The organism is Arthrobacter sp. 05L417 (assembly GCF_056397865.1).
Genome location: NZ_JBFTOG010000025.1, coordinates 37,895 through 51,668 on the forward strand (window position 1 = coordinate 37,895; position 13,774 = coordinate 51,668).

14 protein-coding genes are annotated in these 13,774 nt (G+C 61.0%); 4 read left to right on the top strand and 10 right to left on the bottom strand.

Translation table 11 applies throughout. The annotated features are described in order from the left end of the window. Nucleotides 1–2 precede the first annotated feature (2 nt). Nucleotides 3–1,535 (top strand): B12-binding domain-containing radical SAM protein, encoded by a 1,533-nt coding sequence (locus AC1DJW_RS17125; RefSeq protein ID WP_476901939.1) that lies wholly within the window; start codon nt 3–5, stop codon nt 1,533–1,535. 22 nt (nt 1,536–1,557) lie between these two features. On the opposite strand, the gene AC1DJW_RS17130 is transcribed toward AC1DJW_RS17125, so the two are convergent. Genes AC1DJW_RS17130 through AC1DJW_RS17140 form a run of 3 tightly spaced genes read right to left on the bottom strand, consistent with a single transcriptional unit; the run spans nt 1,558 to nt 4,314 of the window. After that, nucleotides 1,558–2,373, bottom strand: coding sequence for a hypothetical protein (locus AC1DJW_RS17130; RefSeq protein WP_476901940.1), 816 nt, complete (start codon nt 2,371–2,373; stop codon nt 1,558–1,560). After that, nucleotides 2,363–3,922: a relaxase/mobilization nuclease domain-containing protein gene (locus AC1DJW_RS17135; RefSeq protein ID WP_476901941.1), complete on the bottom strand. Its 1,560-nt coding sequence runs from the start codon at nt 3,920–3,922 to the stop codon at nt 2,363–2,365. Before AC1DJW_RS17135 ends, AC1DJW_RS17130 begins: the two co-directional genes overlap by 11 nt. Then, complete coding sequence (locus AC1DJW_RS17140) at nt 3,922–4,314, bottom strand: MobC domain-containing protein (protein ID WP_476901942.1); 393 nt, start codon at nt 4,312–4,314, stop codon at nt 3,922–3,924. The genes AC1DJW_RS17135 and AC1DJW_RS17140 overlap by 1 nt, the downstream gene beginning before the upstream one ends. A gap of 246 nt (nt 4,315–4,560) precedes the next feature. Here AC1DJW_RS17140 and AC1DJW_RS17145 point away from each other — a divergent pair, with 246 nt between their 5' ends. Continuing rightward, nucleotides 4,561–4,878: a hypothetical protein gene (locus AC1DJW_RS17145; protein ID WP_476901943.1), complete on the top strand. Its 318-nt coding sequence runs from the start codon at nt 4,561–4,563 to the stop codon at nt 4,876–4,878. Between the two features lie 286 nt (nt 4,879–5,164). Here the strand turns inward: AC1DJW_RS17145 and AC1DJW_RS17150 are convergent, their stop codons facing one another. The 4 genes from AC1DJW_RS17150 to AC1DJW_RS17165 form a co-directional block, all read right to left on the bottom strand. Continuing rightward, nucleotides 5,165–6,646 (bottom strand): TM0106 family RecB-like putative nuclease, encoded by a 1,482-nt coding sequence (locus tag AC1DJW_RS17150; protein WP_476901944.1) that lies wholly within the window; start codon nt 6,644–6,646, stop codon nt 5,165–5,167. After that, nucleotides 6,643–6,921 (bottom strand): DUF4258 domain-containing protein, encoded by a 279-nt coding sequence (locus tag AC1DJW_RS17155; RefSeq protein WP_476901945.1) that lies wholly within the window; start codon nt 6,919–6,921, stop codon nt 6,643–6,645. Before AC1DJW_RS17155 ends, AC1DJW_RS17150 begins: the two co-directional genes overlap by 4 nt. 145 nt (nt 6,922–7,066) lie before the next feature. Then, nucleotides 7,067–7,750: a hypothetical protein gene (locus AC1DJW_RS17160; protein ID WP_476901946.1), complete on the bottom strand. Its 684-nt coding sequence runs from the start codon at nt 7,748–7,750 to the stop codon at nt 7,067–7,069. A 993-nt stretch (nt 7,751–8,743) separates the two neighbouring features. After that, a complete protein-coding gene (locus AC1DJW_RS17165; protein WP_476901947.1) occupies nt 8,744–10,846 on the bottom strand; it encodes a P-loop ATPase, Sll1717 family in 2,103 nt (700 codons plus the stop codon). A 235-nt stretch (nt 10,847–11,081) separates the two neighbouring features. On the opposite strand from AC1DJW_RS17165, the gene AC1DJW_RS17170 reads away from it, so the two are divergent. Next, complete coding sequence (locus AC1DJW_RS17170; RefSeq protein ID WP_476901948.1) at nt 11,082–11,510, top strand: hypothetical protein; 429 nt, start codon at nt 11,082–11,084, stop codon at nt 11,508–11,510. A 53-nt stretch (nt 11,511–11,563) separates the two neighbouring features. Here the strand turns inward: AC1DJW_RS17170 and AC1DJW_RS17175 are convergent, their stop codons facing one another. Further along, complete coding sequence (locus AC1DJW_RS17175) at nt 11,564–12,214, bottom strand: recombinase family protein (protein ID WP_476901949.1); 651 nt, start codon at nt 12,212–12,214, stop codon at nt 11,564–11,566. A 326-nt stretch (nt 12,215–12,540) separates the two neighbouring features. Between AC1DJW_RS17175 and AC1DJW_RS17180 the strand changes: the two genes are divergently transcribed. Continuing rightward, nucleotides 12,541–12,744, top strand: coding sequence for a cold-shock protein (locus AC1DJW_RS17180; RefSeq protein WP_476901950.1), 204 nt, complete (start codon nt 12,541–12,543; stop codon nt 12,742–12,744). Nucleotides 12,745–12,890: 146 nt separating this feature from the next. On the opposite strand, the gene AC1DJW_RS17185 is transcribed toward AC1DJW_RS17180, so the two are convergent. After that, a complete protein-coding gene (locus AC1DJW_RS17185; protein ID WP_476901951.1) occupies nt 12,891–13,193 on the bottom strand; it encodes a DUF4193 domain-containing protein in 303 nt (100 codons plus the stop codon). Between the two features lie 135 nt (nt 13,194–13,328). Continuing rightward, nucleotides 13,329–13,508 carry a hypothetical protein gene (locus AC1DJW_RS17190; RefSeq protein WP_476901952.1) on the bottom strand — a complete coding sequence of 60 codons (180 nt, stop codon included), beginning with the start codon at nt 13,506–13,508 and terminating at the stop codon, nt 13,329–13,331. Between the last annotated feature and the right edge of the window lie 266 nt (nt 13,509–13,774).

Below are 13,774 nucleotides of genomic sequence, written 5' to 3' on the forward strand. Positions count from 1 at the left end.
TTTTGCGACTTCTGCTCATTCATGTCGGCGCACGTGATTTTTCGCCGACGGAGCCGCTGGGGATCGCGGCGCTCAGTGGACACCTGTCGGCGGCTCTCGAGGGCTGGGACATTACCTTGATCGATGAGGTCTCGCTTCGGTCGGAGATATCCCTTCGTGCAGCTCTGCAGCGCACGTCCGCGACATTTGATGTAGTCGGGCTCTCAAGCATGTGGCCGAAGCTTGAACATTTCCGCACGTGTGTCGATCTCGTGATGGAGTTCTTCCCAGGTGCTCGCCTGATCGCCGGAGGTAGTATCGTCGCCGCATTTGGGGCGCGGGTCCTGGAATGGTGTCCAGGCGTCGAGGTCGCAGTGCAGGGAGAGGGGGAAGACGCGTTAGTCGACCTCTTGCGCGATCAATCCCCTGCCAAGGTGCCGAACACATGGTTCAGGTCAGAGGAGGGGCTCGTGCAATTCAGCTTCGCCCGTCAAGTGCATCCATATGGACTTGCCGCCCCGGACAGAAGCCTTTGGGTGGACGACTCCACGCGCGTTCCGTATGTAGCCGCCAACATGGAGGTAAGTCGTGGGTGCGACTATGGAGCCTGCACCTTCTGTCATTTGACGGCTGAGGCCGGGTTTCACCGTGCCCTCGGTATCGACCGGTATCGTGTATACCGGCCAGCTCCGCTTGAGAACGCCTGGAAAGACTATGAGAACCTCATCGGCCTCGGTGTTCCGCGAATCAACTTCGTTGACGAGGAGCTCTTTGGGGGGCGCGGCGACCCCATGGCTAGTAGAGGAGCGGAGTTTCTCACGCGCGTCGCACGTGAGAAACTCGGAACCGACGTGCCAAAGAGTATGTTTGCTCGATCTCCGGACATAACCCGAGAATCCGTCGACCTCCTGCAGGCCGCAGGCGTAACATCAGTTTTCGTTGGCATTGAGTCGGGCAGTCAATCGCAGCTACGCCTGTTTGGCAAGGGTGCCGAAATTCAGCACTCGGTAAGAGCGGTCGGTCTACTACGTAGTGCGGGTATCAGACTCAAGGCCGGATTCATCATGCTTCACCCCCTGAGCACATGCGCGGAGATAATCGAGAACATTGAGTTCATCGAAGAACTGGATCTCTATCCATACCTTAAAACGCCGCTCAGCCTGATGGATGTGGTTCCGGGGACGTCGTATCAACGAATCGTCTCCAACCGTGCTCCAGAGTGTCTCGACGAGATGCCCCAGGAAGGCTGGAAGCTCCCGTGGCGGCCGAAAGATCCGACGCTCCTTCGCCATTGGCTTCTCATTCAAGAGATAGCGAAGGTCTACGAGCGGGCGACTGACGCTCTACGCGCCTTCGACCCAGTCGGGCGCGATGGTCGGCTTTCGGAGGGCGGCCTCGACACTTTGCAGCAGGGACACCGCATGCTGTGCCGTTGGCTCGAAGTGATTGCTCGGTCGACAGACCAGAGCAACGACTCTGCCGCACGAATCGATGCTCTCACAACCGGGATCACCGAGTGGTGCTCGGAATGGACGGACCGCGTTGGCCAGTCGTGACCACGATCCGACTGGACCCTTGTTACCTGCTAAGACCTTTCTGCAAGGAGCTTTGCAGGCCGTTGGTTCCGCGCGCCTTGCGGGCCTTTAAACTGCGCCTTGGCGCCTCGGCGACGGCCGCGCCGGGTGGCGTGCCCTGGTCCTGGTCGGCGCTGAGCCGTGCCTGAACGGCCTCACGGTCGGCCACCCTTTCCAGGCTGGCCGCCAGCTCCTGCCGGCGCTCGGCCGAGTCGTACTTGAGGCCGGCTTCTTCGCGCAGCGTCTCGGGAAGCTGGTTCTCTTCGGTCACGTCCTGTTCGCGGTCCTGGTCTTCCCGGGCGGCCTCAGCCAGCAGCTGCGCGGCCTGGGCGTTCTCGTCACGGCCGGCGCTACGCTCCTTCTCTGCCTGCTCTCCGTCCCGTTCGTCCTTCGCCAGGGCAGCAGCCACTGACGCATCGTCGGCGCCCAGGTTGTCTACGTCCAGGCCGTAGCGGCGTTGCACCTGGTCGCGGATCACCTCGGCCGCGCTGCGCGCCGCCGGGTCGTGGTCCTTCCACGCGGTGGCCACCTCGTGCACCCTCTCGACGTCGCGGCTGCCGGCCGTATCCCACCACCGGTTGTCCATCACTGGGGCGAGCTGTGCACGGGCTGCTGCCCGCTCTGCGTCGAACCGGGCCTGCAACTCCCGGGCCTGCTGTTCCTCGGCCGCCTGGGCGCGGCGCAAGGCCTGCTCGCGTGCCCTGGCCACCTGCTCACCAAGCCGGCCGGCAACGGTCAGCCCGACGCGTGACACTCCCTCGATAGCCTCGTCGATGCCGTCAGATTCACCCATGGTTCCCCTCCTGGTGTTATCTCTCAATGTCCGGGCGAGTGGTCCCGCCTCGGGTGGTTGCGTGCGTGCGTGCCTGCTCGTACTTCGGCGGCAGCACCGAGCCGGCGGAGCGCGCAGGAGTCTGGCCGGCCGCGCTCGTCCGCACAGCTTCGGCCGCCTCACCGTCTACCGCCAACACCGACGCGGGAACGCTCGGCAGCGCGGCGGCAACCTGGCTCAGCTGGTGCTTCACCAGGTCACTGATCTGGCGTGCCCGGCGCAGGTCGTTGGACGCCTTATGCATGTCATGGACGGCCTTCGCGACGTTCAGCAGTTGGCGCAACATGACCGCTTGGGCGGCCGTTCCGGTGGCTCCCATGCTGGCCGCCATGAGGACCAGGGACGCGCCCCGGGCAGACGGACCGACACTGCGGACCGGCCGGACCGGGTATCGCCGCAGCTGGGCCGTCTTGGACAATTCGTCGGCCGCAGCTGCCAACGGTCCCGGCGTCGATTCCGTGGCCGTTGACCAGGCTGCGAACGCACCTGAAGTCTCCCGGGCGACGTGCGCCCAGGTCGCGTGATCGTCCATCGGGACAGCACGCAAACTCTCCCGCAGCCGGGCAACTTCGTTGCTGTACTGCTCCCACATCTGGGGATCTGGTACGTGCGCCTCACGGCCGACGTTGACGGGCCGCCGGCCCCGTGCGGCTGCTCCCCATTCGACTACGGCTCCGTCCGAGAGTTCGGGACTGTCGGCCCACGCTCCCCGTAGTCGCGGAAGGGTCAAGTCCTTGGCCAGATGGCCACCGCCGAACCATACGGGCCGGCCTCCCTTGGGCGGGCGCTCGGCAACAGAGTAGCCAACCACAACGTCATCCCGGCCAGCTGCGTAGCGCGGTTTGATCATGGCACCCGTACGCCGGAAGCGACGCACAAACTCGGCCTCGTCCTGGGCGGCAGTTGCGCAAGCCCGGACCTTGCGGGCAAGTGAACGGCGTTCCGGTTCTTCCACTCCGCGGCGCTCGGCTGCTTCGCGCTCACCGGGTCGCAGTCCACGCATTGCGTAGACGGGAGAAAGTTCTTCCAGACCGTGCTTCTTTTCAAGCGTACGGGCCGCTTCCTGGGCACGCTTGTAGTCCAGGTGGCTGCTCCATTTAGTGCCGTCCTCACGCACCATTGAAGCCGCAATGTGAATGTGGTCATTGCCGGCCTTGCTGTGTCCGTGGCGGATCGCCACCCATGACACAGGGGCCTTGCCGCTGGCCTCAGTGAAGCCCATTTCGTCCATGAACTCATTGGCGATCTCCGCCCACCTCTGGTCAGTGAGGTCGCCTTCCTCGGCGCGAAGGCTCAGGGAGCAATGCCATACGTGACCGCCCTTGACGTCCACTCCGAGAACGTTCTTCGCCTGGTCGAGCTGGTGCGCGATCGACAGGGCGGCATCGCGGTTCAGATGGTCGTCGTTATGCCACGCCATGATCGGAGCGGAACCTGTCACCAGGTGCGGGTCGGTGTGTTCGTTGGCACGACCAGGCCCTGCCAAGTAGACGAGCAGTCCGGCCATGCGGTCACCCTTGGTGACGTTCGGAATCATCAGTCGGCCAAACCGTCAATGATGCCGTTCACGCGGTCTGCAATTGCGCGGACGCGGCCCAAGGCCACGCGGGCTTCCTCGGGAAACTCGTCGGTGGCGTTGGCATGCTTCGCGAGCTGGTTCACGTTGTTGGACAGTGCCGCTAGGTAGCGGCGGGCTGCCATGAACTCGGTAGCCAGGGCGCGACGCTCCGCCAGTGAATCGGCGGACTGCGCATAAAGTGCGGCGCTGACCAGAATCTCTGAGGGGCTGCGCCCGGTCTGTTCTTCCAGTACGTAAAGGCGGGTCCGTTCCTGCTCCGACATGGAGACGCGCACGTACTGGGTTTCACCGTCGATGTTCGCACGGCGACGACGGTTCAAGCGACGGCTGGAACCCTGTTCCTCAGCCATTGCAGTACCGCCTTCCATGCCCAGCGCAGCGCCCCGGATATTCCGGGATCACACGTCCAGTGTGACGCATCCTCGGCACGAAGTCGAGAATCAAGCCCACTTATGGCACATAAGTGTATAGCTTGCTCCGTTTGATGACTCTGTGTTGGAAGAATAAAAGTCCTGAAAGCGAATGTACCGCTACGACGTTGCTGGGGATTTCGGCAGCCCTTGGGGCTAAATGACCCTTCCTTTAGACTGAGTGCCATGGCTACCCACATTGATGCAGAGAAGATTGAAAACGAGTTGCAGCAGCGGCTCAGCAACCGGATGGACTCTGTGCGTGAGCTGGTCAAGTCGAGGCAAAAAGTGGCCGACGCACGCGACGCTCTTGGCGCAGCTGAAGACGAGGATGCACGCCGCTACCAGGCGGCGCTCACGGCGGGCTGGACCGCCGACGAACTGCGCTCTGCCGGCCTCAACGAGCCGGAGAAGAAGCTGCGCGTTCGCAAGCGTGCGGCACGTCGGAGCAGACCGACGCCGAAGGCATCGGAACAGACTGAACAGACGCAGCACCACGGGTAGCCTCTCGCCCACATRKGCACAGCAAAAGCTTCATCCTTCGGGCTTTTCCTGCACACAGGATGGACGACAGGAACCASCTGACCGCCTGCACACAACCGCCAGGTCACCACACGCRGGAACCACACCAAACGCAGCCGGCGGATGTGCGCAGCCTCCCGAAACTCCCCCCATCCCGGCGACTGATTGTCGCTGCTCCTGCCGCACTGTCAAGAGCGGTGCGCGTCACTTCGTGATGGGCCGCCGGCCCACCCTTGACCGCGTACAATACGCAGGCTGCTCGCGGCCTCTATCGGGATTGGGGAAACCGTGGACTCGGGACACCTGCGCCGAGGGTTAGTGCTTTGATCTCCTGAGCCACGGCCAGAGTAGCGTCCAGGTCGTCCCGGTTATAGGCCAGAAGCCGTTGCTTCACAGCGGGTTCCAATTCGGCTGGTTGATCGGCCCGGAAGTAGAGCATCTGAGCTTGCATCCCATCAGCTATGTCTGAATTGTGCGGGACGGCGAAGTATTCGGCGACTTCTTTGAGGCCGAGGCTTGGCGCAGGTAGGCGGAAGCTGCGCTGGGCCCAAAGGTACAGATCAATGTGCTCCCGGCCGAGAAAGGGATCCGTCTCCTGGAGTCTCCGGGCAGCCTTGCCCATCGCAGGCAGGTCAGCACCGCGACCCGCCCACGTCACGATCGGCAGCTGTAAGTGTTCGCCAAGAAGACCTCGGAGATCATCGAGGAGCACTCGTTCGTTCTCGTCAGTGTCGTCGGCCCAGAACTGATGGAATTGTGTGGGACCGGCCCCTGTGACCACTGCGGCCCCTGCCAGCCAGATCCGCTCACCCCATGGGGGTGTGAGGTATTCGAGATCGACTACGATGAACGCGTCGCCAAGAGGCGGCGGATCTCCGAAGACCCGTGCTGCGCCTTCTTGGAAGGCACGAGCGTGCTCTTGCCAGCGTCGGATCATCGAGGCGGAGCATCGTGGCCCGCCATGGTGGCGGATCGCCGCCGCGAGCTTGTCAGGGTCCCATTCCAACAAGCCGAGGTAGTCACGCACTTTAAGCCCTGACAGGGCGCGTTCGAATTCGAAGCCGACGCCGTGCAGAAGGCTCACGTGCCTTCGGGCGATCGTGCTTCGTCGCACCTCGTCGCGGCGCACGTTGGTACAGACATGGCATTTGCACAAACGAGGCTCCGCCGGTGTAATCCGGGCTTGGCGGACCTCGGCGAGGTAGTTCGTCACTTGAGCGATGCGGTGCGATGGGATGACAACCTCGACGGGCCACGGTTCGTCGTCACGGCGCAGGATGATGACGCCCTTGGGGTTGTCGGTTCCAGTGGTGCGGCGGGGCGTGAGGAGAAGCCAGTAGAAGGCTAGCTCGAGTTCGTCGGAGGGACGGACGTCCTTGTGCGATTTGTACTCGATAGGCCAGAACGCTCCGTTCCGCGGGTCGATGCCATCGGGCTGACCGTAGATCTTGAGTTCTTCGTTGAAGAGAAGAGGCGGATGCAGGCAGACCGTGCCCTGCTCGAGCAACTCGTCAAGCTGTTCGAGGGATGTGAGCTCGACGCTGGGCGCCATGGCATCAACCCGGTCATGGAACTCCTGGCCCTGAGCAATGAGGTCCAGGATGAAATCGTCAAACAGGTCAGCGGGGTCGATCTCGCCCCGATGCAGGAGCGAGTAGGTGTACGGGCAGCGGACGTAGGTCATCAGCTCGGTCTTGGTCACCCATTCCTGGGAAAGCTCCGACACGGCCGGGATGGCTGGCGCGGTCATCCGTGGCTCCTCACGGTCTGCGCGAGCCAATGGTCCCGGCTCCGGAAGACTGCGGTGATGACGGCGCCGGTGGAGAGATCGACAACGGCGCTAATGCGACCGCGTTGGCGCATCTGGCGGTTCGGTCCATAGTCGCTCTGGTCGTAGGTCACCTCGGGCTGATTCACGGCTCCGAACAACTCGGCGTAGGTGATGCCCCGTTCTGCGGCCCGCCGGCGCGCGTGGTAGGTCAGATGCCAGCTGGGTGCGGTTTCGTGGGTCCGATCGAACATCATTTGGCTCTCTCTGTCTTTGGCGCTCGTGCGCCGGTGGGTGGGTGAGAGCCAGGTCCGTCCCTTACGCTTGGGAGTGGTGGGACCGCGCACGTGCGGATCCTGGCGCGAAGGGCCCGTTGCAGCGGGCCCTTCGTTGCATTTTCGGTCAGTCCGACGCGTCCCCAGGAGCGTCGGGTTCAGCCGCCGGCCAGCCATCAGCGGAGGCGGCTGAGGTGGTGCTGTCGCGGACGACCATGGCGCGCTCCACGTCGTGGAGAAGTTCGATGCGCCTGCGGAGGATAGCTTCGTCCTCTTCTATCAATGGCTTCAGCTCGCGCCACGTGTTCTGTGCTGCGTCTATGAATCCCGCAAGATACTCGTCGGCGTCAATCTCAAGGTCATCTGGTTCCACGGAGGAGAGAACGCAGGAACCGTGTTTCCGCAGCCACGGGCCCAGGGTTTCGAAGTCCGAGCGCTGACCGATTTTGAGAAAGTTTTGGCTGCCCTCAGATACGGCGTCGGCCCTCCCAAGCATGAATTCTCGATCCTCGTCGTCTTCCTCTCCAATCGGCTCTACGATCAGCTCATTGATGTCGCGGAGCTCCCTTACGGTCGCAGCTTCCTTCGCCCATCGAGCACCGTCGGCCGCACCGATCGCCCGGCGGCCTTGCGGAGTAGTGCGTTGAAGCCGCAATGCGGCGGTCAACGCCTCGATCTGCCCGCCCACCCCCTGCTCTCTAGCTTGTACGGCCTCTCGAAGTGCCTTCTGGCAAATTGCAGAAGCCTCAATTTCGGCTCTCTTGACCGAAGCCGCCAAGTCATCCTGCAGGTATATGTTCAGCCGGGCCATTTGCCCCTCCATTCTCTCTATGCACACTATGCACAACGTAGTGTGCATATGTCAAGGCATAGGCAAATCTGAACCTTCAATGAATGGAGTGATCAACGGACGAAAGCTTGGGCGACCTTTGGAGTCAGTCAACGCGATCTCTTCCACCGACAGAGTCCGGAGCGTACTGTGACCTATTGACCGTGGAAGAAGAACTGACGGAGTGAGCTGGGGCGCTCTCCTCGTGCAATGAAAGCCATGTTCGGGGAGTCATTGGCCGCTGCGAGCTATGCAGCCCACGAACGGAGGCCCCAAATGCCGGTATGCCAGCGCTGTTACGTTGAAACTGAGGATTGTTCAGTCTGTGATGGATCCGGAGAGGTCAGAAACCTAGGGATGTGGGAGCCGAGTCCGTGCAGCGAATGCGGAGGAACGGGACAGCTCTGCGTCGCGAACGACCACGGCAAGTATTGGAATTCATAGGGCTTGCAGCCCGGGAAGTATGACTTCGGCAACCGGCGCCTCTCGGCGAAATAGCCTGCAAGCGTGGACGAACCGCGGTCGATGGATGAGACGTCTTCTCCCTTGACGACGATTATCGTCCTCGTGTCCATTGAGGGATTCCAGGACGAAGCTGCCAACGCCAGGTAGGTCAGACGCTCCGCCTAGAGTGTCTTGTCAATGTACAGCTTTACAACACACCGCACGCCCTGCCTCCCGAATGATCGATACCCCGGAATCACGCGGATCCCACCAGACGGCGGGCGTCTTGTAAAGTCGCCTCACCGCCCATCGTGTCTCGCGGCGTGTTTTAGGTGTTTCCGAGACAGCACGGTGCGGTGAGACAACTCGGGTACACGTCTGCACCCGGGGCGGGCCGGCTTGGACTACAGAGCTAGATGAAGCGAAACAGTGATTCCTGGTGGTAGAAAATGAGTACCTGATCGGTGGTGCTTGAGGATACTGATCACGCATGCGCTGTTATCAGCGTGTGGCTTCACTTAATCCGGATTGCTAGGAGATGAGCCGTACGGTCATGTCGTAGCGATCCTGAATGTGGTCATCCTTGACCTTTCCTTTTAGTGCCTGACGTGCAAAGACAGCAAGATCCTTATCGTTCAGCAGCAATACAATGCCTTCTTTGTCGGAGAAGATCCGCTTCACGTGATCGTAATAGTGTTTCTTCTGCGTATCGCCACGGAATACTATGATAACGAGCTTCCCTGCCGCTCCAGACATGTAATATGCCGCTTGGTGAAAATCGGCGGCCTTGAGTTCCTCGTAGTTTTTGCATTCGAAGATCACCTGCGTGGCTTTGTGGCGTTGGCGCATCATCTCCCAGAACCCAAATTGTGCCCTGTTGGATGCGACCCAGTCCCGGCGAATGGTGCCATCGACATCGCGTTCCTGTGCCTTAACGTTGTACAGACTCCGAAAGAGACAGAGCTCCAGGGTTTCACCCACGACGGTCTCGAAGGCAGCGGCATGATCTCTGCCTACTTCTACCGTCCTAATCTGTTCGTGTAGGCCTTCGACATATTCCTGATATTCATCGAGGGAAAATTGACCGGGAAGGTCCAGTATGATTCCCGTACGACGGATCTCCTGGTTTTGATCCAAGCTTCCTACTAGCACGTCCTGGAGGTCCAGGGCCGGGTGGTAAGAGGGATGCAGCACAATTTCTGTGCTCTCTGAGATTGGAGGAGGAGTTGTGTCCCTCGGACCAAGTGATCGGAATCGAGCCTTGGAATTGCCTTTACGCGATTCCTTGAGGCCTACAAATCCAATGTCGTAGAGCAGTCGTACAAACTTCTCTACGGTCGAATATTCGTACAACCACTTCCCGCAGTGAGTTATGGCTTGTCTGTCGGCCAAAAGTCGATCCAGAAGATCCTGCATTCCGGAAGTGGTGTAGCGCTGTCCGAGTCCATAAAAGGTCTCTAGGACAACGGCGATTTGAGGGTAATTTTCCTGGTACTCGTCGCTTAGATCTTTCAGTCGGCTATCGGAGAAGCGGCGGCGGGCGTCATGTAGGTCGTCCAGAAGAATCTGATCGTGCTTGTGTGCTTGGGCGGTGTCCAGCGCAAGACTGCAGTAAGTGAGGACGTCGCGCGGTCGATGCTGGCAAAAATCTAGGACCATACGTCGGGCTTCGCCTCCGTCCTCAAACAAAGCGTCCCAAGTCTGTCCGCCAAGGGGGAGCTTCGAGGGAAGAGGTGCGTTGGTCCTCCGCTCGATCATCTCTATGAGTTGTTCTTGAGTCCAGTCCAACCCGACGACGCAGGTTTCCAGACGGGCGAACTCGGTATCGACAAGGCGAACTCGTTCAAATATGTTTTCCCTGAGAAACACAAGCACTCGGACCCCTGGAACTCGGCTATTCACCTCCACGGCCGCATGCATGAGTGCAGTCAGGTAGAGGACTGCTTGCTGGGAACCGTCCCAGAAGTCATCAATCGCATCGAGCAGAACGATGTAGGGAGCGTTCCGTTCGAGAATGAGAGATCCCATAGCCTTCGAGAGACTATTCGTGACCTTAAGTTCCTCAAGCCACTTCAGGTCATCTTTTTCAGCCAGAGGTTCGGTGAAGCCCTTGATGAAGTGGAGGACTCGCAGGTCGAAGTCCATGGGGCCATAGATGTCACGCTCTCGTTGGAGCAGAACCTGGGTACTTCGATCGAGGCGCTTAGATTTCGTTTCTACCTGGAACAAAACTTCATCCTGCAGGCTGCGCTTGAATGCAGCGAGTAGGGAGCGAAAAGGTTTTTGGTTGGCCTGCTCGAACTCGGAGATCGGGATTTGGAGACTGCTTGGTGAGAAGATTTCAGGACGAATGACCGTCACCCGCTCGCTGTTCTGTGACAAGAACTTCGCGGTGGCTGTTTTTCCGGTCCCCCGTCTGCCTACGAAGAAGCAATGAGGGTTAGTCGGATCCGATGCCGCCTGGAGAGCTGGGGTGTGGACATAGACTGAAGGGCTTTCCAGTGAAGTGTCGTATTCGGCGAAGGATTGCCCAAGGTGTATTCGTTCCAAGGCCTTCTTCGGAAGCGGCCTAGGCGCAGGGCTCTGCGCTGCAGTTGGCTCAGCGTTGGCGTTTTTCGAGCTCGACGACTTCATGGGCTAAACCTATGTCGGAAAATCCGTTTCGGCTGCGTTTTACTTCCGCGTCGTCCCTTAAGAGCAGGTCAGCTCAGTGGCCGCGACATACGAGTGCTGGCCTCCGCTAGTCGGGGGCCGTTGGTAGGGTCTCTTCTGCGCGTTGACGGTCCCCTGTGCCCGGGCGTAGTCTCGGCGCCAGGCTGACGCGGATTGGTTCACTGTACGCGTAGCCGACCGGGACGAGGAATTTGCCATGCATCAGGCGTATCGGGTTATCTGCCACATCATTGCTGTTTGTGTCGTCGTTCAGGCGGCCGCCATTGCGTGGGCGACGTTCGCGATGGGCCAATACGTACAAGATGGCAAACCCATCACTGACAACACGGACTTCGCGGGTTTCGACGTGCACCAGGTCGTGGGACAGTTCATCATCCCTCCGCTGGCCATCGTGCTGCTACTTATCGCGTTGATCGCGAGACTTGGCGTCAAGTGGTCGGCGTGGCTGCTACTGGCCGTCGTGATTCAGGTCGCTCTTGCCTTTGCGTCCTTCGCCGTACCCGGTCTGGGTATCCTGCACGGCATCGTCGCATTCGCGGTTCTGGGGCTGGCCGAAATTGCAGCCCGTGCCGTCGGCGCCCGATCCGCTCCCGCCCGTGCAGCACAGGCTGGCCCCGTGGCGTAGGTTCACCTGATGCTGCGGCGCCGAGGGATGACCCCTCGGCGCGCCATGGGTCCTCACGGGAAGTCGCCCGGGTCGTGGGCCCCGCGGTTATGAACTGGTTTCAGTAGCTTTTCGCCGTCGGGGCGCAGTTCCCCGGTAGGTGAGACGTGCCGGTAGAGGGTCTGGCGGGTGATGCCGAGTTCGGTGCAGAGGTCGCTGACTTTCGTGCCTGGCTTGCCCATGGAGGCCATGGCGAGCCGCAGTTTGGCCGGGGTCATCTTGTAGGGGCGGCCTCCGTTCCGGCCGCGGGCCCGGGCGGAGGCGAGACCGGCAAGGGTGCGCTCGGAAATGAGTTCGCGTTCGAACTCGGCCAGGGCCGCGAAGATCCCGAAGACGAGCTTCCCGGAGGCAGTGGTGGTGTCGATCGCTGCGCCCTGTCCGGTGAGGACCTTGAGTCCGATGCCGCGCTCGGTCAGGTCGTGGACGATGTTGACCAGGTGCCGCAAGTCCCGGCCCAGCCGGTCCAGCTTCCACACGACCAGGGTGTCGCCGTGACGCAGGGCCTTGAGGCAGGCTACCAACTGGGGCCGGTCCTCCTTCTTCCCGGAGGCCCTGTCCTCATAGAAGGACTTCGGACCGATCCCGGCGGCGAGGAGCGCATCTCGCTGCAGGTCCGTGGTCTGGGACCCGTCGGCCTTGGAGACGCGCATGTATCCGACCCACACAGCAGTTCCCCTTCGTCATTTATACGTTCGTTTAAGTGACGGCGTAATTCCAAATCGGATTGGAATCGAAATATGTCACTTAACCCGTTACTTATTCTAAGTCATGCAAAGGGTAGGCATCTTTCAATATATGACATCTTCTTCCAGAAGAGGTCAGGGATGGATGTCCCGGACTGATCGTCAGGCTGGAAAAATGCCGCCGGCTTCGGACCCTCCGTGCGGAAGAGTCCGAAAAACCGGGAACCGGCCCATAGGCTCGTCATGTGGGTCGCAGGGACGGCATTCCGATGAGCGGAACCGACCAGCGGCCCGTGAAGGAAACGGCAATGGCAACAGGTACTGTCAAGTGGTTCAACTCGGAAAAGGGCTTCGGCTTCATCGCCCCGGACGGCGGAGGCGAGGACGTGTTCGCACACTATTCGGCAATCGCGTCCGGCGGGTACCGCTCTCTGGAGGATAACCAGAAGGTTCAGTTCGACATCACCCAAGGACCCAAGGGACCCCAGGCGGAGAACATCCAGCCGCTCTAACGGCTGCATCAAGAGCCCGCCCGGCCCATCCGCCGGCCGGGCTCCTGCCATGTCCGGACCCGTTTGAGGACTGCCACCGGTTTACGTCAGCGGGCTTCTGCGTCCGTTCCACCGCTCATCGGGGTGCTGCTTGAGTGCCCTTGGGATCAGCCCTCGCACTCGATGCAGTACGCGTGGCCGTCGTGTTCGCGGGCCATCTGGGAACGGTGGCGGACCAGGAAACAGGAGTAGCAGGTGAATTCGTCCTCGCGTTGCGGAACGACCTGGACGACGAGTTCCTCGGCGATGATTTCTCCGCCAGGGACCCCTGTACTGTCCATATCGTCGGTGGCGTCCAGTTCGCGGACCACGCTTTGCGCGTCGGGTGCGTTGGCCGACTTGAGGGCCTCGAGGGAATCGTTCTGCGATTCCTTGACCTCAGTGCGCAGCTCGTCATAATCAGTTGCCACTAGGATGCATCCCTTTCCTTACTCGGGTGGTCGGACATGCAACGTACGGCGCGCCGGCATAATTCCCAGCACGCTGGGTTCCTGGGCCAGCAGCTCCACGATGTGTTGGCATCGGTGTCGCCGACGCGCTTTTCATCACCATGCGGCTTCGTGGAGTGCGTTGGCTGCGTAGCCGACGGCGCGACGGAAGTCGTGCCAGATCAGCCACATCAGCCCTTCGGGGTTTTCGGAGAGGCCGCGGCGCATGTAGAGGACGGCGAGGTTGGGTTGCCCGGTGCGGAGCGCGTGTTCGGCGGCTTTGAGGTAACGGTCCATGAGTGTGGCTCCTCCAGTTCATCCAGCAGGCTCATTTGGCCGGGGATCGGGTCCTCAGGCTGGGTTTCGGGCACGGGCCTGCCCCTTTCCTGGTGTGGGTGCCATCCGTCCGACGTGGCCCGCGCGCCGGGTGCGGCACCGGCCAGGGCCGCTATGGAGAGTAGAGGTGTCATCACCATTGCGGCTAGCGTTTTCATCCTGGGAGCCTTCCGTCGCGTGATGCCGGCATGTGATCACTGTGGACGGTGCAGCAACGGACGGCGATC